Raw genomic sequence first — 26,996 nt, forward strand, 5'->3', positions numbered from 1 at the left:
GGACATCTTCACTCGATGTTCCGCCGTTCCGGTGACCCCCGCGGTCGCGGGAACGGCGGTCAGGGCCGCTCCGTCACCCCAGTCCGGCCCGGCGGCGCAGCTCCACCGCCAGCGTGACCAGCTCGCCCCACCAGGCGTCGTGCCCGGTCAGCAGCAGCCGCTGGGCCTCCGCGGGCGGCACCGCGCGCACCTCGACGACCTGCTCGCCGTCCGCCGGGTTGGTCGGCGCGGAGTCCAGCGCCACCTCGCCCCAGCCCCACAGCCAGGCCTTCTCCGGGTGCGGCTGCCACGGCCGGTACGGCACCGGGTCCTCGGTGCGGCAGCGGTGCGCGCCCAGCCAGTGCGGCTCGCCGAGCAGCCGGGCGCCCGCCTCCTCGTTCAGCTCGCGGGCGAGGCAGGCGGCGATGCTCTCGTCCTGCTCCCGGGTGCCGCCGGGCAGGAACCAGTGGTCCCGGTCGTCCCGGCAGAGCACCACCCCGCCGTCCGCGAAGCCGACCAGGTGGATGTTGGTGACCAGCGCGTCCGGCGGCAGCTCGGTGGAGAACTGCGCGTCGAACCGCCCCCAGCTCCAGTACTGCGGCGCGTGCAACGCCGGGAACCGCGCGGCGAGTTGGGCGGCTCTGGCAGAGGTGTCGGTGCGGTCCGTGGTGTCAGTCATCAGGAGATCGTAGTGCCGGTCGGGAAACGGCGGGAGGCGGTCGGATGGACGAGGGCGATGTCGGAGGTGGCGATGGCGCGAGGGCGGCGCGGGCGCAGGGCGTCGGTGGGTGCGCCGACCCAACTGCCCAGTGAGATCTCGGCGGTGATGCCCGGTCCGAAGCCCGCGATCAGGCCGGTGGTGCCCTCGGGGACGCCGCCGTCGGCGAACAGCCGGGCCAGGGCGTCGAAGACGACGGCGCTGGCGATGTTGCCGCGTTCGGTGAGCGTGGCCCGGCTGTAGCGGAAGGTGGCGGGCTCCAGGTTGAGGTAGCGGCACAGGTCGTCCAGGATGCGCGGGCCGCCCGCGTGCACGATGTAGAAGCCGAGCCCGGAGACGTCCCAGCCGTGCTCCCCGGCCAGGCCGCGCAGTGCGGGCGCGAGCATCTCCATGGTGCCGGGCACCCGCTTGTCCAGCTGGAAGTGGAAGCCGGTGTCCTTGACCCCGTAGGAGATCCAGTCCTCGGTGTGCGGGACGAGGTGTGAGCCGTTGCGCTCGACCTGCACGCCGTACCCGCCGTTTCCGCGCATCACCACGGCGGCGACGGCGTCCCCGAACAGGCCGTTGGAGAGCAGTGAGCCGACGCCGAGGTCGGTGGGCTGGTAGCAGAGCGAGCAGAACTCGCAGGCGACGATCAGCACGTTGGCGCCCGGGTAGGCGCGGCAGAAGTCGTGGGCCCGGTTGACGGCGGCGCCGCCGGCCGCGCAGCCGAGCTGGGCGATCGGCACCTGGCGGGTGTCGGAGCGGAAGCCCATGGTGTTGATCAGCCAGGCGGTCATCGACGGCATCATGAAGCCGGTGCAGGACACGTAGACGATCAGGTCGATGTCCCGGGCGGTCAACTCGCCGTGGGCGAGGGCGCGTTCGACCACCTCGGGGACGCGCCGCTTGGCCTCGCGCTCGTACACCTCGTTGCGGACGGTGAAGCCCGGGTGGGTGAGGGTCCGCTCGATCGGCTGGACCAGGTGCCGGGTGCGCACCCCGGTGTTCTCGATCAGCCGCAGTGCCAGGCCGAGTTGGGGGTGCCCGGCGTGCAGGGTGCGGGCCAGGTCGAGGGTCTGGTCGAGGGTGATGACGTGCTCGGGCACGGCGATCGCCGGGCGGCAGAGAGTTGCCATGGTGTGGGTCTCCCCAGTGCTGCGGGAACGGTGGGTTGAGGGGAGCGGGCTACCAGGCCACCGGCAGGGTGCGCGGGAAGCGCCAGATCGAGCCGGAGTTCCAGTCGAGTTCGGCGGGCTCGGCGGCCAGCCGCAGCCCGGGGAAGCGGCGCAGCAGGGTGCCGATGGCGACCTGGAGCTCCATCCGGGCCAGGTGCGAGCCGAGGCAGTGGTGCTGGCCGTACCCGAAGGCCATGTGGGTGGGCGCGCCGCGGTCGAGGTCCAGCTCGTCGGGGCGCTCGTAAAAGGCCGGGTCCCGGTTGGCGGTGAGGTAGGAGACGTGCACGGCCTCGCCGGCCCGGATCGGCACGCCGCCGAGCTCGACGTCCTCGGTGGCGACCCGGGCGATGCCGACGCCCTGGCGGAACGGGATGAAGCGCAGCAGCTCCTCCAGGGCGCGCGGCAGCATCTCCGGCTGGGCGCGCAGTTTGGCGAGCTGTTCGGGGTGGGTGAGCAGGGTGTAGGTGAGGTTGCCGAGCTGGTAGGTGCTGGTGTCGTGGCCGGTGACCAGCAGGACCATCGCCATGACGGTCAGTTCGTCCGGCTCGAGCAGTTCGTCGCCGTCGCGGGCGGTGGCGAGGGCGCTGATCAGGTCCTCGCGGGGGTGTGCCCGGCGTTCGGCGGTGAGCTCGGTGAAGTAGCCGCGCAGGGCGGTCTTGGCGGCCTCCTGGCCGTCCCGGCTGCCGGGGCCCATCCGCATCATCGCCACGGCGTGGCCGCGCAGTTCGGCGCGGTCGGCGGCGGGGATGTCCAGCAGTTCGCAGATGGTGGTGAGCGGGAGGCGGTTGGCGAGGTGGTGCATGAGGTCGGCGGGGGCGCCGTGCTCGGTCATCTCGTCGAAGTAGCCGTCGACGGTCCGCTGGGTGGCCGGGCGCATCCGTTCGACCTGGCGGTTGGTGAAGCCCTGGGCGACCAGCCGGCGCAGCCGGTTGTGGGCGGGCGGGTCCATCAGGTTGATCGCCTCGGCCTGGGCGATCGGGGCGGGCGTCATCCGGGGCAGGTCGCGGCCGATGCCCGCGGCGCGGCTGAACCGGCGGTCGGTGGTGACGACCTTGACGTCCTCGTAGCGGGTGGCCAGCCAGGCCTCGCCCTCGCCGTGCGGCAGCCGGATCCGCGCGACCGGGGCCTCGGTGAGCAGCCGCTTCAGGAGGGGGTCGAACTCCAGGCCGTCGGTGTGGTGGAAGGGGCAGTCCCACACGGTGGGGTTGGTGGTCACGGGCCGATCCAAGGGTTGTGGTCATGCCGGGGGGTGGCGCCCGAGGACGGTGGTCAGGTTCGGGCGTGGACATGCAGATGGTGCCCCATGAACTGGCAAAAAGGGGAATTCGGTGAAGAGTTAACTCCAAGGAGTGAGATTCGGATGATAGTCACGCGAATCGGCACACGGGGAGGGCGAGTTGACGGTCAGCCGCCACCCGGAGCGACCAGCCCGGTCTCGTAGGCGAGGACCACCGCCTGCGCCCGGTCGCGCAGGTTCAGCTTGGCGAAGATCCGGGCCACATGGGTCTTCACCGTGGACTCGCTGAGCGTCAGTTCGCGCGCCAGCTCCGTGTTGGAGAGCCCGCGCCCGAGCAGCGCGAGCACCTCCGCCTCGCGCGGGGTGAGCGGGGCGAGGTCGCGGTGCAGCGGCGGGCCGTCGGTGCCCGGGGCCGGGCGCGGCGCCCCGGCCGCGAAGCGCTCCACCAGGCGCCGGGTGATCGAGGGGGCGAGCAGCGCATCCCCGGTGTCCACCAGCCGTACGGCGGCGGCGAGATGGGCCGAGGTGACGTCCTTGAGCAGGAAGCCGCTGGCCCCGGCGGACAGCGCGGCGTAGACGTAGTGGTCCAGGTCGAAGGTGGTCAGCATGATCACCCGGCAGCCGGGCACCTGCGCCAGGATGCGCCGGGCGGCCTCCAGACCGTCCATGGTCGGCATCCGGATGTCCAGCAGTGCCACGTCGGGGCGGTGCAGCACGGCGGCGGCCACCGCCTCGGCGCCGTCGCCGGCCTCGGCGACCACGTCGATGCCGCGCGCGGTGAGGATCATCCGGAAGCCGGTGCGGACCAGCTCCTGGTCGTCGGCGATCACGACCCGCGGCCGGCGCTCCCGCTCCACGTGCTCTTCCCCCGGTCCGTTGCCCAGCTCCACGTGCTCTTCCCCCGGTCCGTTCCCCTGCTCCATGGTCCCCTCCGTCACGGCCGGTCCAGCGGGATCCGGGCGCGGACCCGGAAGCCGCCGCCGAGCCGGCGCCGGGCGTCCAGGTCCCCGCCGTACACCGCGACGCGCTCGCGCAGGCCGAGCAGCCCGCGCCCGGCGCCGTCCGCCCGCTCCCGCGCGGGGGCCGGCGCCGCGCCGGAGAGCACGCTCGGGCCGCTGTTGAGCACCTCCACCCGCAGGTAGTGGTCCGCGTAGCGCACCGTCACCTCCGCCGTCACCCCGTCCCCGTGCTTGAGCGCGTTGGTCAGCGCCTCCTGGACGATCCGGTACGCCGTCACGTCGATGCCGCCGGGCAGCGGCCGCGGCTCGCCGGAGATCCGCACCTCGACCGGCAGCCCGGCGAAGGCGAACCGGTCGATCAGCGGGCTCAGCCGGCTCAGGCTGGGCTGCGGCGCGAACTCGTCCGCGGCCGGCTCCTCGCCGCCGTCCGCGGCGGGGGCGAGCAGTCCGAGCAGGTGCCGCAGCTCGGTCATCGCGTCCCGTCCGGCCGCCTCGACCGCGGCCATCGAGGCCGCCGCCTCCTTCGGCATGGTGGCCAGCACCTCGCGCGCGGCCCCGGCCTGCACCACCATCAGGCTCACGTTGTGGCTCACGATGTCGTGCAACTCGGCGGCGATCCGGGCCCGTTCGGCGTCCACCGCCGTCCGGGCGGCGCTCTCCCGCTCCCGTTCCAGCAGCCAGCCGCGCTCGCCGATGGCCGCCCGGTGCTGCCGCCGCGCCCGGGCGAGCGCCACCGCCAGCCAGCCGGCCGCCGTGCTCGCCGCACCGGCCGTCGCGACGGCCGCCCACTCCCACCCCGTTGCCCACACGACGTCAGCTTCCCAGGTCACGGCATGATCCACATCATCCGGGGGTGCCGCCGCCGTACATCCCGGGTACTACGGCCGCCCTCGGTTACATCCGGGGTGGGACGTGCCCGCGGCGGCCCCGCGCCTACCGTCGTCCACCATGAGCAACGACCACGACGGGACCACCCGGCCGGGCGACGCGCAGGTCGTCGTCGAGCTGTCCGGGGTGCACAAGGAATTCGGCGACGCCAAGGCGCTCGACGGCCTCGACCTGCGGATCCGCGCCGGCGAGGCGGTCGCGGTGATGGGCCCCTCGGGGTGCGGTAAGTCCACCCTGCTGAACATGGTGGCCGGGCTGGACCGGCCCACCGCCGGCACCGTCCGGGTGCAGGGGCAGGACCTCGGGCGGCTGAACGAGAACGGCCTGGCCCTGTTCCGCCGCCGCCACATCGGCATGATCTTCCAGTTCTTCAACCTGATCGACGACCTCCCCGCCCTCGACAACGTCGCCCTGGCCGCCCAGCTCACCGGCACCGGCGCCCGCCAGGCCCGCCGCCGGGCCCTGGAGCTGCTGGACGAACTCGGCGTCGCCCACCGCAAGGACGTCTACCCGGCGACGCTCAGCGGCGGCGAGCGCCAGCGCGTCGCGGTGGCCCGCGCCCTGATGAACCGCCCCGCCCTGCTGCTCGCCGACGAGCCCACCGGCGCGCTGGACAGCCGCTCGGGCGAGCAGGTGATGGACCTCCTGATCGACCTCAACCAGATCGGGCAGACCCTGCTGATCGTCACCCACGACCCCAGCCTGGCCACCCGCTGCGCCAACCGGCTGGTCGAGGTCGCGGACGGGCGCGTGGCGAACGAGCGGACGCTGGAGCCGCAGTCGTGACCGGGGCGGTGTGGCGGGCCTCCCGGGCGGCGGTCAAGCGCCGCCGCGTGCAGACCGTCGTGATCGGCCTGGTCGTCTTCTGCGCCACCACGACCGTCCTGCTCGCCCTCGCGGTGATCAGCGCCGCCCGGGCCCCCTTCGACGCGGCCTTCGGCGAGCAGCGCGGAGCCCACGTCGTGGCGGCCTTCGACCCGGCCGGGGCCTCCGCCGGGCAACTGGCCGCCACCGCCCACCGGCCGGGCGTCGAGGCGGCCGCCGGCCCCTTCGACCAGGTCATGGTGGAGCTGACCGCCGACTCGCTCGGCCGCCCGCCCGGACCGCTGACCCTGGTCGGCCGGGCCGACCCGGCGGGGCCGGTGGACCGGGTGGAGATGCTGGCCGGCCGCTGGGCCACCGCCCCCGGCGAGGTGGTCGTCAACCAGCCGTTCGGGGCGGCGGCCGACACGTTCCTCGGCTCCCCGATCCCCATCGGCGACGGCCGGCAGCTCACCGTCGTCGGCTTCGCCACCAGCATGAGCCAGAGCGCCGGCGGCTGGATCACCCCCGACCAGGCCGCCGCCCTGCACCCCACCGCCCGGCAGATGCTCTACCGCTTCACCGACGCCCCCGACGAGCAGCGGCTCACCTCGGCCCTGGCCACCGCCACCGAGGGCCTGCCGGCGGACGCCGCCGTCAGCGTCCAGTCGTACCTGGTGCTCAAGCAGGCCTTCTCGGCGGGCGCGGACGCCTACCTCCCGCTGATGACGGTCTTCGGCCTGCTCGGCCTGGTCGTCTCCGCGCTGATCGTCGGCAACGTGGTGAGCGGCGCGGTCGTCTCCGGCTACCGGCACATCGGCGTGCTGAAGTCCATCGGCTTCACCCCGCGCCAGGTGGTGACGGTCTACCTGACCATGGTCTCGGTGCCCGCCGCCGCCGGAACCGTCCTCGGTACGGTGGCCGGCTGGCTGGCGGCCTTCCCGATCCTCCGGTCCGCGTTCTCCGGCATCGTCACCGGCACCGCCGTGATCCGGCCCGCCGGCTGGCTGCCGCTCGCCACCCTGGTCGGCGTCCCGCTGCTGGTCGTCCTCGCCGCCCTGGTCCCGGCCTCCCGCGCCCACCGGCTCTCCGCCGCCCAGGCAATCTCGGCGGGCAGCGCGCCGCGCAACGGCCGCGGGCTGAAGGTCCAGCGGTGGCTGAGCGGCACCCGGCTGCCGCGCGCCGTCAGCCTCGGCCTCGGCCAGCCCTTCGCCCGCCCCGCCCGCACCGCGCTCACCATGGCGGCGATCGTGCTCGGCGTGGTCACCGTGACGATGACGGCCGGTCTGAGCACCACCCTGACCCGGCTGGTGGACCACGCCGACGGCCACACCCACGTCAACGTGAAGACCGCCCACTTCGGCGGGAACGGGAACGAACCGAAGCTCACCCCGGCCCAGACCGAGACGATGCTGCGCGCCACCCCCGGCGCCGAACGGGTCAGCACGCGCGGACTGGTCCAGGTCGGGCTGGTCGGTCAGCCCCAGTCCGTGTTCGCCAACTTCTACGGCGGCGACGACGCCGTCGACTCCAAGCGGCTCGACGTGGTGGAGGGCCGCCCGGCGACCGGCCCGGGCGAGATCGAGGCCGGCCCGTCCTTCCTCAGGCAGCACGGGCTCGAGGTCGGCGACAGGCTCACCCTGCTCCTGGACGGCCGGCAGCTGTCCGTCACCATCGTGGGTGAGGAATCCGAGGGCAACGCCCGGGCGTTCACCTCCAACGACGCCACCAGGGCCGCGCTCACCGACGACCCCCACGTGGTCGAGTACGACGTGAGGCTCGCCGAGGGCGCCGACGCCGAGGCCTACCGGAAGGCGGTCACGGACGCCGACCCGAGCCTGTCGCCCTCGGTGTTCGCGCCCGAGGTCGGCGGGCCGATCGCCGCCGTCATCGCCTTCACCACGATCTTCACCGTGCTGCTGTCGGTGGTCGCCTCGCTGGGCGTCTTCAACACCCTGCTGCTCACCGTCCGCGAGCGCCGCCGGGACCTCGGCATGCTGAAGTCGATCGGCATGACACCCCGGCAGGTGGTGGCGATGACGGTCACCTCGGTGGCCTGGCAGGGCGCGGTCAGCGGGATCGTCGGCATCCCGGTCGGGGTGGTGGCCCACCGGCTGATCGTCGAGAACGTCGGGACGATCGTCTTCCCGGAGACGACGATCGAGGTCTGGAACGCCCCGCTGCTGACCGGCCTCGCCCTCGCGGGCGTGGTGATCGCCGTCCTCGGCGCGCTCGTCCCGGCCCGCTCGGCGGCCCGGCTGCCGATCGCCGAGGTGCTCCACAACGAGTGACCGCGCCGCGCGTCGGTGACGGACGCACCGCGCGCGGCGGTGACGGCCGGCCGGTCGGGGACCCCGACAGGCCGGCCGCTTTGTTCCAACGTGCCGAATCGTCCGCCGCGTGCGTCACTCGGCTGACACCTGCTCAATCACCGGTGTGAGGACGCCTATCATCGCGCCATGGCCACCGCTGAGCTGATCCGCATCGTCTCCCGCTCCTCGCCCATGGCGCTCGCCCAGGTCGAGCGGGTCCGCACCGAACTCGCCGCCCTGCGGCCGGGCCTGCGCACCGAGGTGGTGCCCGTCACCACCTCGGGCGACCGCTGGACGGGTGATCTCGCCCAGCTCGGCGGCAAGGGCGCCTTCACCAAGGAGGTCGACGCCGCGCTGCTCGCCGGAGAGGCCGACGTCGCCGTCCACTGCCTCAAGGACGTCCCGGCCGACCGCCCGCTGCCGGCGGGCACGGTCTTCGCCGCCTACCTGCGCCGCGACGACATCCGCGACGCCCTCGTCCACCCCGGCGGCCTGCCGCTGGCCGCCCTCCCGCCCGGCACCCGGATCGGCACCTCCTCCGTCCGCCGGGTCGCCCAGCTCGCCGCCTCCCACCCGCACCTGGAGTGCGTCCCGATCCGCGGCAACGCCAACAGCCGGCTCGCCAAGCTGGACGCCGGGGACGTCGACGCCCTGCTGCTCGCCGTCTCCGGCCTGGAGCGGATCGGCGAGCAGGGGCGGATCACCGAGGTGCTCGGCATCGAGGCGATGTGCCCGCCGATCGGCGCGGGCATCCTCGTCCTGCAGTGCCGCGAGGGCGACACCGCGACCATCGACGCGGTCACCGGCCTCGGCCACCACGACACCTGGCGCGAGGCGGCGGCCGAACGGATGTTCCTGCACGCGCTCCAGGGCCACTGCAACAGCCCGATCGCCGGCTACGCCAGGGCCGAGCGGGACGGCCGCCTCTCGCTGCGCGGCCGTGTCTTCACCCCGGACGGCAAGCAGGTGCTGGACGCCCACGAGTGGGCGGGCGCCCTCAGCCCGGAGGACCTCGGGACGTCGGTGGCGCTGGCGCTCAAGCGGCAGGGCGCCCAGGAGCTGATCTCCTCGATCCCGCACTGACCCGGCATCCGGGCCAGGGGGCGCCGCGATCCGAGGCCGTGCCGCGGGCCCCTGGTGGCCCTGGCGGTGGGCGCGCCTCGGTGGCCGTGCGGTGACGGTCCGGTGGTTTTCCCCGCCCCGCGGAGAACCGGGCGGGGGTCCGGGGCGTCCGTTTGAGGCGTGATCAGTGCGGTGCTCGGCGGGATGCCGATGTTCTGGCCCGGGCTGCTGCTCTCCCTGGTGCCCGCGGCCCTGTGGAACCGGCCGGTGGGGCGGTTGCTGCGGGCCCACTGGGCGGTGGGCTTCGTGCTGCTGCTCGGCCTCGGCGGGGTGGTCGTGGCGACGCTGCTGCCGGACGCCTTCCGGCTCACCGAGGGCGCCGTCCGGCACTGCGCGGTGGACGGCGGCCGGCCGCGCTCGCCGTACGAGCTGCTGCACGTGCGGCACATCGAGCTGAAGCTGGCGACCTACGCCCCGGTCGGCTTCGCGGCCGCGCTGGCCGGGACGCGGCGGCGGGCGGTGGTGGCGCTGCTGGGTGCGGCGGCTCTGCCGTTCGCGGTGTCGGCGGTGCACTTCGCGGTGCCGGCGATCGGGCGGGCGTGTGACGTGCAGGACGTCTGGGACGGGGCGCAGGGGATCGCCCTGGGAGCAGCGCTGGGGCTGGTGGCCGGGCCGCTGGTGCGCGCGGCGCGGGCGCGTTCGCGCGCCGTCTGAACGACTGGCTACCGGTCGAGCAGTGGGAAGAGCCGGGTGACGGCGGCGACCGGTCGGGCCCCGGCGGGCCGGGCGGCCGGGTCGGCCTCGCGGCCCCGGTAGCGGGCGAGCACCTGGCGGACGGCCTCGCCGACGGCGGTGAGCTCCTCGGGCGTCAGGTAGACGACGGCGCTGAAGGCCTCGTCCTGCTGCCACTCGGCGGGGGCCTCGGCGCGCCGGGCGAGCCAGCGCTGGTGGCTCTCGTCCTCCAGGCCGCGCGCCAGTTCGCCGAACTCGGCCTCGTGTGACGGATGTTGGGCGGTCGGCAGGCGCCACGGCCGGGCCCGCCCGTCGGTGGCCGGGGCCTCCTCGATCAGCCCGTACCGGGCCAGCTGCCGCAGGTGGAACGAGCACAGCCCCGAGCTGAGGCCGAGCCGGGCGGCGGCTTCGGTGGAGGTGACGGTGCCGTGCTCGGCGAGCAGTTCCAGCAGCGCGGTGCGGACGGCGTGTTCGGGGAGGGGGCCGGTTCTGACGAGGTCTTCGGTCACTTTGCAAAGTCTGCTACTTTGCAAAGTCGACAGCAAGTCCATCGAGGGAGTGCCTGTGTCCGAGTTGCGCGAACGCCCGACCGTCCTGCGGATCACCGAGGTGGGGGAGGAGATCCTCGGCCGCACCTGCCGCACGGCCACCGAGGAGGACTTCGGCAGCGAGCGCCTGGCCCGGCTGATCGACGACATGTTCGCCACCATGCACGTCGCCGACGGCTGCGGCCTCGCCGCCAACCAGGTGGACGTGGACCTGAGCCTGTTCGTCTACGACTGCCCCGACGACGACGGCGTCCGGCACACCGGCCACGTCCTCAACCCGGTGACGGACGAGCAGGACCCCGGGCGCGCGCTCATCGAGGAGGCCGAGGGCTGCCTCTCCGTCCCCGGCGCGAGCACCAAGCTCGCACGCCCCGCCCGCACCGTGGTGCGCGGGTTCAACCAGCACGGCGAGCCGGTCGTGATCGAGGGCACCGGCTACTTCGCCCGCTGCCTCCAGCACGAGACCGACCACCTCAACGGCGGGCTCTACATCGACCGCCTCTCCGCCCGCGACCGCAAGCGGATGCTGAAGCAGACCGCCGACCGACGGGAGAAGGTCTTCGCCGAGCGCGCCGCCAAGGCCGCCAAGCAGGCGCGATGACCGAACCCGCGCACCTCGCCGCCGTCCGGGCGGCGTACGACACCGTCGCCGCCGACTACCTCCGCCTCGTCGTCCCGCCGGAGGGCATGGACCCGGTGTCAAGGGCGATGCTCGCCGCCTTCGCGGAACTGGTCCGGGAGACGGGTGGCGGCGAGGTCGCGGACCTCGGCTGCGGGCCGGGGCGGGTGACGGCGTACCTGACGGGGCTGGGGCTGTCGGCCTTCGGGGTGGACGTGTCGGGCGAGATGGTCGCGCTCGCCCGTCGGGCCCACCCCCAACTGCGCTTCCTGCAAGGGGCGATGGACGACCTCGGTGTTCCCGACGGGACTCTCGGCGGGATCCTCGCCTGGTACTCCGTCCACCACACCCCGGCGGATCAACTGCCCGCGCTCTTCGCCGAGTTCCACCGCGTACTGGCACCCGGCGGCCATCTGCTCCTCGGCGGCCACGCCGGTGACGTCCGGCTGGACCACGCCCGGGCGTACGGCCACGCGGTGTCGTACGCCTCGTACCTGGTACCGGTGGCGCGCCTGGTCGAGCTGCTGGAGGCGGCCGGGTTCAGCGTCACGGCGCGAGTGGAACAGCCGCACCCGCAGGAAGAAACCCGCTCCTACGCCTGCCTGCTGGCACACCGCTGAGGCCGCTTTCCGAGCGGCGTGGTGCCTCCTGGTTCACCTGGACAGTTCAGGCACTCGCGCGGGCCGGGATCGGGTCGGGGACGATCGAACCAATCCCCGGCCCGGTCAAAGGAGCATCCCCATGGGCCAGTACATCACCGACGTGAACATCCTCGTCGGCTACGACGAGAAGCCGGTCCCCGTCCCCACCGGCTGGCACAAGCTCGACACCGACCTCAACAAAGGCGTGGGGGGCGACTTCCTCTACCTCGCCTACGAGCGGTGGGACCAGGACCGCCCGATCACGGACATCCGGATCCTCGTCGGGGACGAGAAGCCGCCCACGGGCTACCAGAAGATCCCGGTGGACCTCAACAAGGGCGCGGTGGATGCGGACTCGGGGAAGCCCCATCCGCTCTTCATGGCCGTGACCCGAACGGCCGTCGCCGGTCACCAGCCGATCGAGGACCTGCGGATCGCGTCCTGGCGCGAAGGCGACAAGAAGGTCGACCCGCCGTCCGGCTACAGCAGGATCGATGCCGATCTGAACGCCGGAGTCAGCAAGAAGCAGGACGACGCGACCACCACGACGCACATCTACCTCGACCGCAAGCCCGCCGCTTCATGAGGGCTCCTCGTCGGGCGGTCCTCACCGCTGCACTCGTCGCCGTCCTCGCGGGTGGGATGCCGGCCCTCGCCTCGGCCCCACCCGCCGCGGCGGCGAACTGTCCGACGCTCGACACCGGTCTGACCTGGCACGCGGACAACCGGCGGAAGCTCCAGGACTTCATCGACGCGTCCGGCAGCTGCGCCGATCCCGACGCGCACCCGCTGGCCCTGTTCGACTGGGACAACACGCTGGTGAAGAACGACGTCGGCGACGCGACGATGTCGTGGCTGCTGCGCAACGACGAGATCCTCCAGCCTGTCGGCCAGGACTGGTCGACCACCAGCCGCTACCTGACCTCCGAGGCCGTCGCGGCCCTGAGCAAGGCCTGCGGGGACGCCACCGCTGTCGGGAACCCGCTCCCCACGAACACGGACGCCGGATGCGCGGCCGAGATCCTCTCCGTGTACGGCGAGCACGCCACCACCGGTGGTGCGGCGGCCTTCGCGGGCTTCGACCACCGGCGCATCAACCCCGCCTACGCGTGGGGCGCCCAGCTCCTCGCCGGGCACACCGTCGACGAAGTCACGGCCTTCGCCCGCGCGGCCCGCGCGGAGAGCCTGGCGGCCTCCCCGTCGGACTCGGCGCAGGCCGTCCGCACCGTCTGGGTGCGGTACTACGAGCACATGCGCGATCTGGTCGGCACGCTGCGGCGGGCCGGCTTCGACGTGCGGGTCGTCTCCGCCTCCCCCGAACCCGTGGTGCGGGTGTGGGCGGAGGACCTCGGGTTCGCCGCCGACCAGGTGATCGGGATCCGCAACCAGACCGAGAACGGCCGACTGACCGCTCACCTGGCCGACTGCGGCGGCGCGCCGGCGGACTCCGTGATCACCTACATCGACGGCAAACGCTGCTTCATCAACCAGGACATCCTCGGGATCCAGGGCCAGGCCGCCTTCCAGCGGGCGCCCGAGACCGAGCGGCAGGCGTTCGCCGCCGGGGACTCCACCACCGACGTCACCTTCGTGGGAGACGCGACGGGACTCCGCTTGGCCATCAACCGGCAGGCTGCCGAGCTGATGTGCCACGCCTACCGCAACGCGGACGGGAGGTGGCTGGTGAACCCGATGTTCATCGACCCCCTTCCTGCTCTGCCCTGCCGGTACCCCTGCTCCACCACGGCCTACACCGGGCCGGACGGCACGGCGGGGCCGGTGCTCGACGACGACGGCCAGGTGATTCCCGACCAGGTCGACTCCGTCGACTGACAAGGAAATCTTGCTCCCCGGAAATGTGAATCCTGTACGAACTTCTGTGGCTTTCCAGAAAATGCGACGCGCGGTGATCGGGCGTACGCTGACGGTGGTGCTGAGGCATGGTCAACGATGCCGGAAACCGGGCACCGAAAAACACACTTCCCCTGAGAGGGATCCATCATGGGATTCAGTCACATCGACGCGGTCATGGCCGTGCCCGACCAGCCGACCCAATTCTGGGTGTTCTCCGGTACCAAGTACCGGCGCATCGAGATCGTGGTCGAGAGCACGCACCCGTACGGGGACAAGTTGCTCTTCGAGAGCTCGATCGCGACGGACTGGCCCAGTCTGTCCAGCTTCACGACGGTGGACGCCGTGATGAAGGTCCCGGACGGCAGCAACGAGTACTGGGTCTTCTCCGGCAGCCAGTACGTCCGCATCAACGTGGCCAACGGCGAACCGCACGTGGACACGAAGACCTACGGCCCGGGCCCGCTCAGCGAGTGGCCGAGCCTCACCGAGAGCTGACGGTTCGCAGAGGCGGGCCGCCCGGCCGGACATCGGCCGGGCGGCCCGTGGAGCCACGACTGCACCCAGGGAGACGAGAATGTCCGACAAAACGGTCCCGCCCGACCTTCCGCCCTCGGTGATCGAGGCGATGAAACGCAAGCCGCCGGCCGGAGGGCTCGGGGCGGTCAAGCACGTAGTCCTCCTGATGCAGGAGAACCGCTCGTTCGACCACTACTTCGGCAAGGGGTTCCCCGGCGTGCGGGGGTTCGAGGACCGCAACACGGTTCTCCAGTCCGACGGCAAGAAGTCGGTCCTGGAGCAGCCGGACTCCAAGGGGCCCGAGCAGTGGGACGTTCCCGTCGGGGATGTCGACAGAGGCCTCAATCACGACTGGGGCGGCGGCCACAAGGCCTGGCACGAGGGCTGGTACGACTGCTGGGTGGCGGCCAAGACGGTCGACACGATGGGCTACTACGACCAGCCCGAGGTGGTCGGGCTCTACCGGAAACTGGCTGACGCCTTCACCATCTGCGACGGCTACCACTCGTCCGTGATGGGAGAGACCACCAGCAACCGCAATTTCCTCTTCTCCGGATTCGGCGGCTGGGAACCCACGGGAAAAAGAGTGACCGGCGGCGAAGCCCACGACCGGGAGAAGGTCGTGGGGAACACCGCGGCCTACAACTGGACGAGCTATCCGGAATTGTTGGAAGCCAACGGCGTGTCCTGGCAGGTCTACCAGGAGTGGGACAACTTCTACGACAACAACCTGGAATTCCACGACAGGTTCAGACGGATCGCCGCCGCCGTCCTGAAGGGAATGCCCAAGACCTACGCCAGCACGTACAACTTCTACCACCCCGTGGACGACGACGGACATCCTCCCGGGCCGGACGACATCAGCCAACCCGATCTCGACGCCCTGGACGCCCAGGTCAAGAAGCTCTCCGGCGCCGACCGGAGCCTGTTCGAGCGCGCGCTGCGCCGGCACCGGCCCAGCAAGAACGGAGGCGGCGTCGACAACATCCGCGGCTTCGTCCAGGCGTTCAAGGACGACATCACGGCGGGCAAGCTCCCGCAGGTGTCGTACCTGGTCTCCTCGGCGCGGGACTCGGAGCACCCCGGGAACTCGTCCCCGGGCTTCGGCCAGCAGATCGTCTACCAGGTCCTGGATGCCATCGCCTCCAAACCCGAGGTGTGGGACTCCACCATCCTGTTGATCAGCTACGACGAGAACGACGGCCTCTTCGACCACGTGCCACCGCCGGTGCCGGCGAGCCGGTGGGACGACGAGTTCGTGGGGAAGCTGCCCATCGGACTGGGGGCGCGGGTGCCCATGATCGCGGTCTCCCCGTGGACGGTCGGCGGGTACGTCAACTCCCAGGTGTTCGACCACACCTCGCAGGTCCGCTTCCTGGAGAAGTGGCTCGGAGTGCACCAGCCGGCCATCAGCCGGTGGCGTCGCACCGTGGCGGGGGACCTGACGTCGGTCTTCGACTTCGACCGCAGCGCCGCCGTCGCGAAGCCGTACAAGGGTTCCGGACCCCGCCCGGCGCGGCCGCTGCCGTACCAGCCCGACGCCCACGGCGCGCTCGACTTCGACGGGCAGAAGTTCTCCCTGTGGATGGACAACAGCGGCAAGGCCAGCGTGCACCTCGCGCTCTACCCGTACGCCGGCGAGTACGACGTCCCCCAGCACTTCGACGTCCTCGGCGCGGCCGTCGAAGCCGTTCCGGTGAGGGGCGGTGCGTACAACTTCACGCTGGTCGGTCCGAACGGCTTCCGGCGCGAGTTTGCGGGCAAGACCACGGGCGACGCGGCGCTGGTCGACGTCGCCACGGCGGTGGACGGGGCCACGCGGGAGCTGAAGCTCTCGATCACCAACCGGGGCACGTCGGCCGTCAAGGTGAAGCTGGCGCCGAACGCGTACAGCAAGGCCGCCGCGCAGGAGCACGACGTTCCCGCGAACGGGCAACCGGTAGCGGTGACTTGGAAGACCGATGACGCCCAGGGCTGGTACGACCTGACCCTCACCGTCGGGCAGGACTCCTCCTACCGGCGCCGCTTCATGGGGCACATCGAGAACGGCAAGGAGAGCGTCAGCGGCTGACACGCGACGGGCGGGCCCGTACAAGGTGGATCTGTCGAGTGGGGCCAGGTGTCGGACGGTACGCCAACGGCCCGCCGCCGGGAAGGCGGTGGGCCGTTGAGGGGAGGTCCGGTCGGTCAGACCTCGGTGGTGGCGGCGAACGTCACGAACGCCTCCCAGGCGGTCGGCTCGAAGGCCAGCTGGGGGCCGCTCTTGTCCTTGGAGTCACGCACGCGGACGGCACCGGGGGTCTCGGCGACCTCGACGCACTCGCCGCCCTCGTTGCTGCTGTAGCTGCTCTTGAACCATGCCGGCTCGGTGCTCATCGTTCTCCCAGGATCTTCTCGAACAAGGCCAGGGACTCCTCGGGATCGTAAGCCTGCGCCCGAAGGATGTTGTAGCGCGCGTTCAGGATCTGGACCTCGTCCGGATCGGTGATCAGCCTACTGCTCGTCTGCACCTCGACGTAGCCCTGCTGGGGCCGACCTTTGGGAGTGATCAGAATGAACGGTCCACCCATCCCGGCGTGCTCGGTTCTGTTCAGGGGCAGCACCTGGATGACCATGCCGCGCATCCGGCCGACCTCCATGAGGCGGTGGAGCTGAGCGGTGTGTACGTCCCAGCCGCCCAGTGGCCTGCGCAGGACGCTCTCGTCGATCACCCAGCTGAACATTCCTCGAGGCCAGCGGGTCAGCACCTCCTGGCGTGCCATTCGCGCCGCCACCCGCATGTCGATCACATCCTCGGCCAGGGGAGGCTGCCTCATCTCGTAGACCGCTCGCGCGTGAGCCTCGGTCTGAAGCAGCCCGGGGATGCCGAGCGTGGCGTAGTTGTGCGTCTCGATCGACACGTCCTCCAAGCTCACATAGCCTCGGAACCACGCCGGGTGGCGCAATCGCGCCTTGGCCCGGGCCTTCATCACGTCATCCGCCGCGATGGCCAGCAGGCCACCGGCGTTGAGAGCCTTGTCCACTGCGATCAACAACTCGGGCTGTGGGGTTCGCACGCCACGCTCCACCGCGCTGATCAGCTGTTCTCCGTAGCCGACGATCTCGCCGAGCTGCTTCTGTGTCAGTCCCGCTTGCTCCCGTAGGAGTTTGATCTGCTTGCCGATCGCACGGAAGAAGTCCGAGACCTCCGTCAGGTCCTCGGACAGTTCCGTCCGCTCTACGTCGCCCGAGTCGCTCCTGCGTGCCGCACCCATCGCGACCACCCCGTCTGTGATTGAGCCACGAAACAAAAGGCTGTCCGCACCCGTACAGGCACTCTCCGTGCTTGCCGAGTTCCTGGTCAGGGTACTTCCGTCCCGCCACGCTTATCTCCCATGACGACCGAAATCCCCCTCGACAACCCCCGGTCCCGTACCGTCCTCTTCGCCGCCTCCCCCAAGGGCGCCGCCACCTGCCGTCGCCTGGCGAGGCGTCAACTCACCGACTGGGAGCTGAACTCCACGCACACCGAGCCCTTCCACTGCGCGCTCCTGATCGTCGCCGAACTGGCGGCGAACGCGATCACGCACGGACGCATTGCGGGGCGCGGATTCGAGCTTCACCTCTCGCTCACCACCTCCGTGCGCCGGGGTACCACCTTGCGCATCGAGATCAGCGACCCCCGGGGTGACAGGCTCCCCGTCCTCCCCACCGTCCACACCCCCAACTCCCAGACCGGACGCGGTCTCACCCTCATCGACGCCCTCTGCGACCGCTGGGGCACCATCCCCCGCCACCCGAACTCCAAGACCGTCTGGGCCGAGCTCGACCTCGTCCCCGCCGCCACTCCGGACGCCTCCTGAACCCCGCCATACCGGGGACCACCCCACCCCGTGAACCGCCGAGGAGTGGGAAGTCGGCCAGACCGACTTCCCACTCCTCCTCTTCTTCTCTCCGTCCGAATGTCTCGTGCTCAGCTCATGCCATGATCACTCGTCGACCGGTGCCGACGAACTCCACCGGCACCGTGACGTGGAGTGGGGTGGGCTTGTGTCGTCACCGGAGGATCCCTTCGTCGCCTGGCGGGAGGGGTGGCATCCCGACACCAGGCTCTACGGCCTGGACATCGCCGGCCGCCCGGTGGTCGTCCGCGTCAGCGCTCACCGCAGTCGCGGCATCGGAGTGATCGACGCCCGCGACGGCAGCGAGATCGCGGCCTTCGGCGTCGAGGACTGGCACCTGAAGGGCGGTTTCGTCGCCTCGCACGTCTACCGGCCCGACGGCGGTCGTCCGGTGCTGGTCACCGCTCACGACAACCAGGTCGTGCGGCAGTGGGACCTGGCCTCCGGAGAACGCGCCCACCAGGACTTCAGGCCTCGAACGCGCCGGTGGCGGTCGACCGCCGCGCCGATGAACTCGGTCGCGTCGTACCGCGAGGGCGGCCGGACGGTGCTGGCGATCGGCGACAGCGACGGCCTGGTGCGCCGCTACGACGCCGCTTCGGGCTGCGAGGTCGGCCGGCCGCTGAGGCATCCGGCGGGGATCGCGTCGCTCGCCGTGTACGAGATCGGGGGCGACCCGCACCTCGCCTGCGGGGACCGGCAGAACCGGGTGTGGCTGTGGGACGTTCGCTCGGGCCGCCTGGTCAGGAGGGTGGGAGAACCACGGCAGGCCTGGATCCGGCACATCGTCCCGTACGAGGTGGAAGGCCGCGTCCGCCTCGCCGTCGGGAGCAACAGCAGGACGCTCCAGCGGCTGGACGCCGCCGGCGGCGAGTCGCTCGGCACGGTCCTGTGCCACGAGGGCGGTGTGGTGGGCGTGTGCGTCGCCCGCCGAGGGGCGGATTCGGTCCTCGTGGTCTCCTCCGAGCACCTGCACCGCTACGACGCCGCGAGCGGCGAGCGGCTGGGCGAGCCGGTGCGGTGGTGGGAGGGGGACGGGACGCTGGCGGTGTGCACACTCGAAGTCCAAGGCCGCACGGCTCTGTTCGTCGCCGGCATCCACGGGATCTGGCGCTTCGACGCGTTCAGCGGAGCACCTTGGCCGGCCTAGGGTCGGCCCGCACGGAGCAAGGGCAGGTTGCCCGAGCGGCAGATGGGACGGCTGTGGCCGTGCGCCCGGCGCGCGCTTCCGCGCGCTCCTTCCGCGAGCCGGACCGCACGCCGATCATGGACATGCTAACCGGAACGATCACCTACGCACGGCGGCGTCGGTCCGCTTGTCCACGCCTCGCCCGCCACCGTCGCCGTGTGCGCCGGGAGTTCGCGCCGGACACCGACGAAGCCCCAGGAGAGGACCGCGATGGCCATACCCCTGCGCACGCGCCTGACCCGCATCGCCACGCTCGGCACCGCACTCCTCGCCGCCGTGGCGGCCGTCCCGCTCGTGGCGACCCCCGCCGCGGCCGTCGCCGCGAACCCGATCTGTCTGAGCGGCCAGCTCCTCTTCGACTACCAGGCCGCCGAGGAGGGCCCGTCCAAGCCCATCCGGACCAAGCCCGTCCGCAACGCCAACGTCCAGCTGTGGGGCCGCGAGAAGCCCACCGACCCCGCGCGCCGGCTCAACGTCAACGTGGTCTACGACTACACCTCGTACCTCGACGGCTCCTACAACCTCTGCTACACCCCCACCACCACGACGACCATGAGCAGCATGTGGGTGCGGTTCGACGCCGAGAGCTCCCGGCTGTGGAGGACCGCGGACGCCAACGGCACCACGTACACCCTGAACTCGCAGGTCCTGGCGAACGTCTCCGCGAGCACCTCCCTCGGTGTCCTGAAGCCCCCGGCCCAGGCCTCGCGGGCCTGGCACGCCTTCGACACCCTCAACCTGCTGTGGTGGAACCGCACCAACCCGGTCAGCCTGTGCTGGAGCACGCACGAGCCGGACAACTCGGCCTGCACCGAGCTCACCGTCAAGTGGTACCCCGGTTCGACCGACGGGCCGCGATACGGCCTCGACAACACGGTCTACCTCCCCGACGCCGACCCCGACGCCGAGCACGTCGTCCTGCACGAGGGCGGCCACTTCCTGATGGACCGTCTCTACAACGGCGCCTGGCCGCCCAACAGCATCTGCACGCCGAACATCATCTGGGCGGCCAGCTCCCGCCCCTGCGCGTGGGCCGAGGGCTTCGCCAACGCCACCGCCGCCTACCTGCTCGGCGACAACCGGTACGTCTGGGCGGACGGGAACAGCAGCGCCTACGTCTACGGTGGCGGCTGGGACACCGGGGACCAGGTGCCCGGAAACGTGGCCGGCTCGCTGCTCGACCTCTGGCGCCAGGTCGACGGCGGCTGGGAGGGCACCATCAAGGCGTTGACCGCGAACAGCCCGGCCGGCTTCGCCGAGTACTACAAGAACGTCCGGCCCGCCGCCAACCCGCCGCTCGCCACCACGGGCACGGCGCTCGACCAACCGGCCCGACACACCGTCCACTACGCCGTGACGGTCATCGGCGACGGCAAGTACCACGGCCTGACCAACGGCAACAACCTCGCACTGAGGCGGGTGGACCGGTGCTGGGTGGGCAGCACCCACGAGACCGGCATGACCGCCTACGACGCGTCCGTCCCCGAACAGCGCTGGAAGCTGGACGCCAACGCGGACGGCACGGTGCGGATCTCCGACGGCTGTCCCACCCCGCGGGCCCTCACGTCCTTCGGGGAGTACAACCAGACCGGCCTCCAGACGTTCGACCCCGCGGACGCGAAGCAGAAGTGGACGGTCACCCAGAACGACAGCGGCACCCTGACCTTCACCTGTCAGGCGACCGGCCTCGTCCTCACCACCACGAGCACCCAGGCGGCGACCGTCATGCAGGCGAGCAGCACGAACAAGACCCAGCGCTGGGCCGTCCTTCCGTAGACAGGCACGGCACTCCTTCAGTGGCTCCGCCGGCCCCCGGCTTCACGCCCGGCACGGTCACCGCAGCAGCCCTCGCCATCCGGCCCGGCACACGACCGGCCGGACGGAACTCAGGAGGGCGGGCGGTCGCAGACCGCCGCGGTGCCCTTCGCGGGCGGGCGGGTGGTGCCCCGGAAGCCGCCCGCGCGGAGGATCCCGTCGATCCCGGCGTTGACCGATTCCGCGCAGCGGCGGGCCGCCATCAGGTCGCGCAGGGCGCTTTTCAGACCGCCCTCGTCGTGGGCGGTCAGTGCCTGGGCGCAGCGGCGACTGCCGTCGTCCGCCTTGGTGGTCACCGCGTGCCAGTCGGCGCGTAGGTGCGGGTCGGCGGGCACGCGGAACCAGACCGTCTCGAACCAGGCGGCGTTCTCCCAGCGGGCGCAGGCCGGCCGGAGGCGGCGGTCCAGTGCGTCCCAACTGTCCTTGGCGGCCTGGGCCTCCCGGATGGTGGCGGTCAATCGGCTGTCGTACGAGACCGCCATGTCGATGAGGTCCTTGCCGCTGAGGCGGTACCAGGCCAGGATCTGCCGCGAGCGGGTGAGGTCGGACAGCGGTGGGTCCGGGAGCCCCCAGGCCTGCACCAGGGAGCGCTGGGTGGTGAGCTGGTTGACCATGAAGCCCAGCTGGTACCTCCTGAAGCCGCCGTCCGTCGCGGTGCCCACGACCGCCACGACGCACAGCAGGATCACCGCGAGGCGGCGGGCGCGCGGTCCAGGGGCCCGCGGTTCGCGAGCCCGGGTGTCGGGGCGGCCGGTGGAGGGCGCGGCGGACGGCCGTCGACGGCGGACGGCCGTGACAGCGCCGGCGGTGAGCGCGGCGAGGACGGCGGTGAGCCCGGAGAGGGCGAGCGCGTTGTTCAGTACGTACGTGAACGGGAACAAGGGCCTCCACCAGGCCGGCCGCCAGGCGCAGCTGTCCGAGAGGACGGCGAGCGGGGTGACGCAGCCGTCCACCGAGACGAGGAGCGTCACCGTGGCGAACCCCAGCAGGGCCGCCGTCTCGGCGGCGATCAGGGCGCCCAGCAGTCGGAAACGCCGGTCCGCGGCGCTCGCCACGGCGGCGGCCAGGCCGGCGGGCAGGCAGAGCGCCAGCAGCAGGAGGCCCGCGTACCGCAGGGCGTAGAGCCCGCCCCGCGCGTCCGGTCCCGGCTGCCCGGTGTGGATCCAGGCCTGGACGCCGACGACGGCCAGGCCCGCCAGTGCTCCTCCCAGCAGTCCGGGCAGCATGACCCGGCGCAGCGGCGCCACGGGACCGTCCGGCCGGGGCGCCCGGTCCGGCATCCACCGCGGGGTCCAGCCCGCCGTGCCGGATGCCCAGGCGAGCAGCGGCACCACCCACAGGACGATGACGGCCAGTGAGCCCATGGGTGTTTCGGTGATGTTCGACAGCTGTGGGTGCACGGTGGCGAGGCCGGGAATCCTGGTCAGGTCCCCGGTCGGGGCCTTGGAGGGAAGCCACTGCAGGATGGCCTGGGCGACGGCCTGGGCGCTCGGATCGTCCCGGTTCAGGGCCGAGGCTCCGGCGAGCATCCACCAGGTGAGCCACGACGTCATGGCGACGCAGCCGGCGGCCAGGCAGAGCGCGAGCGCGGGGCGCGGGGTCCGACCCCGCGAGGTACGGGTCCACAGGTGCGCGCACTGGGTGGTCCACCAGCCGAAGGCCGCTCCCACCGCCACCGGTACCAGCAGGACCAGCGGCCGCTGCGGTTGCCAGGCCCAGCCCGCGCCCCAGCCGCTGAGGACCAGGCCGGCCGACATGCCGGCGCCCAGCCACCCGCCGGCCCACGCCCCGGAGGGCACCCGGGTTCCGGTCAGGACGGCGTACACCACCGCCCGCCACAGGGCGACGACGATCACGGCGGTCACCAGGGCACCGGGAACGATGACGAGCACCGTCATCAGGTTGTTGGTGAAGTTCACGCGGTACAGAGCGATCTGCCGGAGCACCTGCTGCACGGCCAGGACGGGCACGGTGCCGATGAGGAAGAGCGGCAGGACCGCGGTGCGGAACAGCGGGGCGGGATCGACCAGGGCCCCCTGGCGCAGGCCCCACCGCGGATGGGTGCGCCACAGGTCGAGGAACGCGTCGAGCGTGCGGCGCACCGCGCTCGCGGGCGGCGTGGCGTTGACGGTCCAGCCGTGCGGGTCCGCGCCCCAGCGGACGGCGGCCAGGTCGGCGTAGATCTCCCGGCTGCGCAGCGCGTCGGAGCGGGCGAGGTACAGCAGCACGACCATGACGACGGCCAGCGCCCCGGCCCGGTCCAGCTGCGGCACCCGGCCGTCCGCCACCACGCCGTAGATCACGTAGCCCAGGCAGAGCACGTACGGCAGCAGCACCAGCGCGAGGAAGACCCGCCACAGGGCGACCGTGGCGTACGTCAGGGTGACGTCCCGGTTGGCGATGTGGGCGAGCTCGTGCAGCAGCACCGCCCGGAACCGCTCCGGATCGCGGTGCCGGACGGCGAGCAGGCCGCCGTGCAGGCAGACGACCGGGCGGCGGGTGCGGCCGAAGACCACCGCGCTGACCGAGGCGGCGGCGGGGTCGACCACCACCCGGGGCGTCGGCGCCACGCCCACCGTCGTGCACAGCTCGGTGAGCAGGGTGAGGAGTTCGCCGTCCGGATCCACCGCGGCCAGCGGGATGACGCGGCTGCGCCGGGTCCTCCACCGCGGCAGTGCGGCGAAGAGCAGGGCGGCCACCACCAGCAGGAGCAGCGGCCAGGCGGCCACCAGCCACCACGGCGGCGCGGGCGCCCAGAGGGACAGGCAGAAGCGGGCGGCGGTGACCTGGCCGCTGACGCTGAGCGACGCCTTCCAGTAGCTGCCGTCGGCGGGGTCCACGCCCGCGGCGAGACTGCACCCGCTCTCGTCCCCGTCGGCCAGGGCCCTGACCACTTCGAGGATCATGGCGCCGCCGGCGGTGAGCATCAGGAGCAGCAGGACGACGAACCGGGGGCCCGTGCCCGCACCGAGGACCCTTTCGTCGATCCGCGGCCGTCCGGGCGGTGCTCCGTCCGGTGCCGCGACCGGTGCCCCGGCGGCGTTCACCTAGTCCTGCCCGGAACCGGTGTGGTCGGCGGGGCCGGTGGGGTCGGCGGGAGGCTCCGGTGCGGGGGACAGGGCCAGCCGGGACACGACCCTGTCGGCGAGCTCCTCGGTGAGATCGGGCGGGAGACCGCGCTGCTCGCCCGCCGTCAGGAGCAGGGCCCGCACCTCGACCAGCTGCTCCCTGGTCAGCGGCTGGAGCTCGGCCGCGCGGGCCGGCCGCCGGAACAGCCGCCGCAGCAGGCCCGTCGCCCCCTGCGAGGCACGGTCCACCGTCGTGGCCACCATCCGCTGCGCCACCTCGTCGAGCACCAGCCAGACGACGGGCGTCACCAGGGCGGCGACCTCCCCGATGCCGAACCCGAGCGGCTCGCGCCGCCCGCCGCCGCGGCTCAACCGCCGCACCACGGTGGCGTCGTCGAAACGGCGCAGGCCATCCACCAGGAACAGCTCGTCCGGTGCGAGGGTCTCCACGACCGACCGCACCACGTCCCGTACCAGCACGGTCGGCCGGCCGTCGCCCGTCATGTCCGTTGCGGATCCCACTCGTCCCCCAGACCTTCGAGAATCCTTCCGGCGCGCACGAGGTCGGCTCGCCGGATCGTCCACTGTGGCACGGGATGTGACGGTCTGACAGGACTTTTCCCGAGCCCGCTCCATCTGCTCACGGGCCTTGCCCGGCCCGGTTTTCCGGCTGTCCGGTGGTTCCCGCCGCCGCGACGCGGGCCCGCAACTCCCGGAGGTCCCCGGGGGTGTTCACCGCGCACCAGAAGCCGTCGGCGCGGAATCCCGCCAGCTGCCCCAGTCGCACCAGCCGGGGCAGGGTCGTGTCCGCGTGGTCCCCGTCCTCCGGCAGCAGGGGGACGACGCCGGGCGCGAAGGCGTACACGCCGCCGTTGACCGTGCAGCCGGGCGGGGGCGGCGCGGCGAGCTCGGCGACCCTCCCCGAGGCGTCGCAGACGACCGTGCCCTTCGGCAGCCGGGGCGGGACCAGGGCGACCGTGGCCAGGGCCCCGCACCGAACGTGGTGCGCGCCCAGCGCGGCGAGGGGGAACTCGGCCCAGATGTCGCCGTAGACGGCGAACCACGGCTCCCGCGGCGCCGGAAGCGCCCGGGCCGCGAGCTTCAGTCCGCCGCCCCGCCCCAGCGGCGGGTCCTCGACGACCACGGTGGTGCGGACCGGCGGACGTGCGGTGCGCAGGTAGTCGGTGATCACCTGCGCGCGGTAGCCCGCCGAGACGACCACCGACTCCACGCCCGCGGCGGCGAACCGGTCGAGCTGGTGGCGCAGCAGCGGTGTGCCGTTCACCTCGACCATCGCCTTGGGGGACAGGTCCGTGTACGGGGCGAGGCGTCTGCCGCGTCCGCCGGCGAGGATCACGGCCTGACGGACCGGGGGAGCGGCCTCCGGTGAGCACATTCCCGACCTCCCGGGGGCGACGGCGACGCGGGTGGCCCGCGACGCACCGTGGAGAGCTACCCGACCCGTTCGCCGGGGAATCACCGCCCGGGCGTGTTCGGTCGGGGAACGGAGGCTCTGCCGCACAGGAAGTCGGCCCGCCCGACTTCCTGCTCCGCTTCCTCCGGGCAAACCCTGACGCAAGATCAGGGGGAGGCGGCCCCCCGCCCCTGATGTCCCGGGCGGGCGGGGCCGGAAGACTCGTCGCCGGGGCCGGGAACCACCGGCCCGGACGACGACCAGCCTGGAGCCGACCGCACGTGAACGAGCACGCGAACGAGCACGCGAACGCGCACACGAACGCGCACACGCACCGCACCCGTTGGGCCGCTCTGGCCGCCGCCGGCGCCCTGGCGGCCGCGCTGACGGTCGGGGTGGGCACGCCCGCCCTCGCCGCCGCGCCCGCCGTCGGCACCTCCTCGGCCGCAGCGTCGCAGCACCCGTCCGCGCTGCCGCCGGTGGACCCGGCGGCGATCCGGGCCGCCCTCGCCCGGCGGCCCGCCGCCGACGTCTCCGCCGCGTTCGTGCGGGTCACCGGCTCCACCGGGAGGTTCGAGGGCACCTCGGCGGAGGGCGGCACGGCCGTGGACCCGCGCGGCCGGTTCCGGATCGGGTCGATCTCGAAGGTCTTCACCGCCACCGTGGTCCTCCAACTCGCCGCCGAGGGCAGGATCGACCTCGACGCCGACGTGCGGCAGTACCTCCCGGACTTCCCGTTCCAGGACGTCAGGGTCGGGCAGCTGCTCAACCACACCAGCGGACTGCCCAGCGGCGAGAACACGTTCTGGGGCGACGGCACCACCGGCTGGTTCGAGCAGCACCGGCTCGACGCGCCCACCCCCCAGGAGATCGTGGCCACGATGGCCGGCCAGTCACTGGTCTTCGCCCCGGGCACCGCCCAGCAGTACAACGGCATGAACACCTTCGTCGTCGGGCTGGTCGTCGAGAAGGTCACCGGCCACCGCTACACCGACGAGCTGCGCGACCGGATCATCCGCCCGCTCAACCTGCGCGACACCTCCCTCCCGGACGCCGACGACCCCGCGCTGCGGCACCCCGCGACCCGCCCGTACCTCACCGTCCCCGACGCCGACGGCGGCTCGCACCGCGCGGACGTGACCGAGCAGAGCCCGTGGCCCTGGGCCGAGGGCGGCATGATCTCCAGCGCCCCCGACCTGGACCGCTTCATGACCGCCCTGTTCCAGGGCCGCCTCCTCCCGCCCGCCGAGCAGGAGAAGCTGTTCACCGTCCCGGACGTGCCCGTCACCGCGGACAGCGGCCACTGCCCGGGCGGCACGGCGTGTATGAGCATGGGGCTCGAACGCCTCGCGGCCGGCGGCATCGTCGCCTGGGGCAAGACCGGCTCCCGGCCCGGCTCCACCAGCGGCGTCTTCGCCACCCGGGACCTCGCCCGCAAGGTCGTGTACTCGGTCGACCCGACCGCCGTCGACGGCACCGCGACGCCGTACGCCATCGGACTGCTGACGTCGGCCTTCGGCCTGGGGGCGAAGGGCTGACGGCCGCTCTCGGTCTCAGGGCTGACGCCCGGCTGGCTCGCCAGGGGGAGGCGGTGCGACCGGGCGGT

At 72.4% G+C, this 26,996-nt stretch carries 25 protein-coding genes; 14 read left to right on the forward strand and 11 right to left on the reverse strand.

Annotation, left to right across the window (positions count from 1 at the left end; genetic code table 11):
- Positions 1 to 73: 73 nt before the first annotated feature.
- From ACFWP2_RS16995 to ACFWP2_RS17015, 5 genes are all read right to left on the reverse strand, one after another.
- Positions 74 to 658 carry an NUDIX domain-containing protein gene (locus ACFWP2_RS16995; RefSeq protein WP_380451816.1) on the reverse strand — a complete coding sequence of 195 codons (585 nt, stop codon included), beginning with the start codon at positions 656 to 658 and terminating at the stop codon, positions 74 to 76.
- Positions 658 to 1,815 carry a type III polyketide synthase gene (locus ACFWP2_RS17000; protein WP_380451818.1) on the reverse strand — a complete coding sequence of 386 codons (1,158 nt, stop codon included), beginning with the start codon at positions 1,813 to 1,815 and terminating at the stop codon, positions 658 to 660. Before ACFWP2_RS17000 ends, ACFWP2_RS16995 begins: the two co-directional genes overlap by 1 nt.
- A gap of 49 nt (positions 1,816 to 1,864) precedes the next feature.
- Entirely contained in the window at positions 1,865 to 3,070 is a 1,206-nt protein-coding gene (locus ACFWP2_RS17005; RefSeq protein WP_380451821.1) for a cytochrome P450, read from the reverse strand.
- Positions 3,071 to 3,258: 188 nt separating this feature from the next.
- A complete protein-coding gene (locus ACFWP2_RS17010) occupies positions 3,259 to 4,014 on the reverse strand; it encodes a response regulator (RefSeq protein ID WP_380451823.1) in 756 nt (251 codons plus the stop codon).
- Between the two features lie 11 nt (positions 4,015 to 4,025).
- Complete coding sequence (locus tag ACFWP2_RS17015; RefSeq protein ID WP_380451825.1) at positions 4,026 to 4,880, reverse strand: sensor histidine kinase; 855 nt, start codon at positions 4,878 to 4,880, stop codon at positions 4,026 to 4,028.
- Between the two features lie 118 nt (positions 4,881 to 4,998).
- Between ACFWP2_RS17015 and ACFWP2_RS17020 the strand changes: the two genes are divergently transcribed.
- The 4 genes from ACFWP2_RS17020 (at position 4,999) to ACFWP2_RS17035 (ending at position 9,827) form a co-directional block, all read left to right on the forward strand.
- Positions 4,999 to 5,724 (forward strand): ABC transporter ATP-binding protein, encoded by a 726-nt coding sequence (locus ACFWP2_RS17020; protein WP_380451827.1) that lies wholly within the window; start codon positions 4,999 to 5,001, stop codon positions 5,722 to 5,724.
- Positions 5,721 to 8,030: an FtsX-like permease family protein gene (locus tag ACFWP2_RS17025; protein ID WP_380451829.1), complete on the forward strand. Its 2,310-nt coding sequence runs from the start codon at positions 5,721 to 5,723 to the stop codon at positions 8,028 to 8,030. Before ACFWP2_RS17020 ends, ACFWP2_RS17025 begins: the two co-directional genes overlap by 4 nt.
- Positions 8,031 to 8,198: 168 nt before the next feature.
- Entirely contained in the window at positions 8,199 to 9,134 is a 936-nt protein-coding gene (hemC, locus tag ACFWP2_RS17030) for a hydroxymethylbilane synthase (RefSeq protein ID WP_380451832.1), read from the forward strand.
- A 159-nt stretch (positions 9,135 to 9,293) separates the two neighbouring features.
- The gene (locus ACFWP2_RS17035; RefSeq protein WP_380451834.1) at positions 9,294 to 9,827 is read left to right on the forward strand and encodes a hypothetical protein; all 534 of its coding nucleotides are present in this window, start codon (positions 9,294 to 9,296) and stop codon (positions 9,825 to 9,827) included.
- Between the two features lie 8 nt (positions 9,828 to 9,835).
- Here the strand turns inward: ACFWP2_RS17035 and ACFWP2_RS17040 are convergent, their stop codons facing one another.
- On the reverse strand, positions 9,836 to 10,354 hold the full coding sequence (locus ACFWP2_RS17040) for a helix-turn-helix domain-containing protein (RefSeq protein WP_380451836.1): 519 nt from the start codon (positions 10,352 to 10,354) through the stop codon (positions 9,836 to 9,838).
- Between the two features lie 49 nt (positions 10,355 to 10,403).
- Here ACFWP2_RS17040 and def point away from each other — a divergent pair, with 49 nt between their 5' ends.
- From def to ACFWP2_RS17070, 6 genes are all read left to right on the forward strand, one after another.
- Positions 10,404 to 10,994 (forward strand): peptide deformylase, encoded by a 591-nt coding sequence (gene def, locus ACFWP2_RS17045; RefSeq protein ID WP_380451838.1) that lies wholly within the window; start codon positions 10,404 to 10,406, stop codon positions 10,992 to 10,994.
- The gene (locus ACFWP2_RS17050; protein WP_380451840.1) at positions 10,991 to 11,632 is read left to right on the forward strand and encodes a class I SAM-dependent methyltransferase; all 642 of its coding nucleotides are present in this window, start codon (positions 10,991 to 10,993) and stop codon (positions 11,630 to 11,632) included. Before def ends, ACFWP2_RS17050 begins: the two co-directional genes overlap by 4 nt.
- Before the next feature lie 121 nt (positions 11,633 to 11,753).
- Positions 11,754 to 12,239 carry a hypothetical protein gene (locus ACFWP2_RS17055; RefSeq protein WP_380451842.1) on the forward strand — a complete coding sequence of 162 codons (486 nt, stop codon included), beginning with the start codon at positions 11,754 to 11,756 and terminating at the stop codon, positions 12,237 to 12,239.
- Positions 12,236 to 13,486, forward strand: a complete 1,251-nt coding sequence (locus tag ACFWP2_RS17060; RefSeq protein ID WP_380451844.1) for a haloacid dehalogenase-like hydrolase — start codon at positions 12,236 to 12,238, stop codon at positions 13,484 to 13,486. The genes ACFWP2_RS17055 and ACFWP2_RS17060 overlap by 4 nt, the downstream gene beginning before the upstream one ends.
- 168 nt (positions 13,487 to 13,654) lie before the next feature.
- Positions 13,655 to 14,002: a hypothetical protein gene (locus ACFWP2_RS17065; protein ID WP_380451846.1), complete on the forward strand. Its 348-nt coding sequence runs from the start codon at positions 13,655 to 13,657 to the stop codon at positions 14,000 to 14,002.
- Between the two features lie 79 nt (positions 14,003 to 14,081).
- Entirely contained in the window at positions 14,082 to 16,094 is a 2,013-nt protein-coding gene (locus ACFWP2_RS17070; protein ID WP_380451848.1) for an alkaline phosphatase family protein, read from the forward strand.
- Positions 16,095 to 16,210: 116 nt separating this feature from the next.
- Here ACFWP2_RS17070 and ACFWP2_RS17075 read toward each other — a convergent pair whose 3' ends face one another.
- Both ACFWP2_RS17075 and ACFWP2_RS17080 read right to left on the reverse strand, forming a co-directional pair.
- Entirely contained in the window at positions 16,211 to 16,399 is a 189-nt protein-coding gene (locus ACFWP2_RS17075; protein ID WP_380451850.1) for a DUF397 domain-containing protein, read from the reverse strand.
- A complete protein-coding gene (locus ACFWP2_RS17080) occupies positions 16,396 to 17,277 on the reverse strand; it encodes a Scr1 family TA system antitoxin-like transcriptional regulator (protein ID WP_380451852.1) in 882 nt (293 codons plus the stop codon). The genes ACFWP2_RS17075 and ACFWP2_RS17080 overlap by 4 nt, the downstream gene beginning before the upstream one ends.
- A 120-nt stretch (positions 17,278 to 17,397) precedes the next feature.
- On the opposite strand from ACFWP2_RS17080, the gene ACFWP2_RS17085 reads away from it, so the two are divergent.
- From ACFWP2_RS17085 to ACFWP2_RS17095, 3 genes are all read left to right on the forward strand, one after another.
- Positions 17,398 to 17,865 carry an ATP-binding protein gene (locus ACFWP2_RS17085; protein WP_380451854.1) on the forward strand — a complete coding sequence of 156 codons (468 nt, stop codon included), beginning with the start codon at positions 17,398 to 17,400 and terminating at the stop codon, positions 17,863 to 17,865.
- 187 nt (positions 17,866 to 18,052) lie between these two features.
- Entirely contained in the window at positions 18,053 to 19,054 is a 1,002-nt protein-coding gene (locus ACFWP2_RS17090; protein WP_380451856.1) for a WD40 repeat domain-containing protein, read from the forward strand.
- A 249-nt stretch (positions 19,055 to 19,303) separates the two neighbouring features.
- On the forward strand, positions 19,304 to 20,869 hold the full coding sequence (locus tag ACFWP2_RS17095) for an RICIN domain-containing protein (RefSeq protein WP_380451858.1): 1,566 nt from the start codon (positions 19,304 to 19,306) through the stop codon (positions 20,867 to 20,869).
- A gap of 110 nt (positions 20,870 to 20,979) precedes the next feature.
- Here the strand turns inward: ACFWP2_RS17095 and ACFWP2_RS17100 are convergent, their stop codons facing one another.
- The 3 genes from ACFWP2_RS17100 to ACFWP2_RS17110 form a co-directional block, all read right to left on the reverse strand.
- Positions 20,980 to 23,955 carry a M48 family metalloprotease gene (locus tag ACFWP2_RS17100; RefSeq protein ID WP_380451860.1) on the reverse strand — a complete coding sequence of 992 codons (2,976 nt, stop codon included), beginning with the start codon at positions 23,953 to 23,955 and terminating at the stop codon, positions 20,980 to 20,982.
- Complete coding sequence (locus ACFWP2_RS17105) at positions 23,956 to 24,498, reverse strand: hypothetical protein (RefSeq protein WP_380451862.1); 543 nt, start codon at positions 24,496 to 24,498, stop codon at positions 23,956 to 23,958.
- 118 nt (positions 24,499 to 24,616) lie between these two features.
- Positions 24,617 to 25,372, reverse strand: a complete 756-nt coding sequence (locus ACFWP2_RS17110) for an NDP-sugar synthase (protein WP_380451864.1) — start codon at positions 25,370 to 25,372, stop codon at positions 24,617 to 24,619.
- A gap of 299 nt (positions 25,373 to 25,671) precedes the next feature.
- Here ACFWP2_RS17110 and ACFWP2_RS17115 point away from each other — a divergent pair, with 299 nt between their 5' ends.
- Positions 25,672 to 26,928: a serine hydrolase domain-containing protein gene (locus ACFWP2_RS17115; RefSeq protein ID WP_380451867.1), complete on the forward strand. Its 1,257-nt coding sequence runs from the start codon at positions 25,672 to 25,674 to the stop codon at positions 26,926 to 26,928.
- Positions 26,929 to 26,996: the final 68 nt, after the last annotated feature.

Source organism: Kitasatospora sp. NPDC058444 (assembly GCF_042721415.1).
Lineage (GTDB): Bacteria > Actinomycetota > Actinomycetes > Streptomycetales > Streptomycetaceae > Kitasatospora.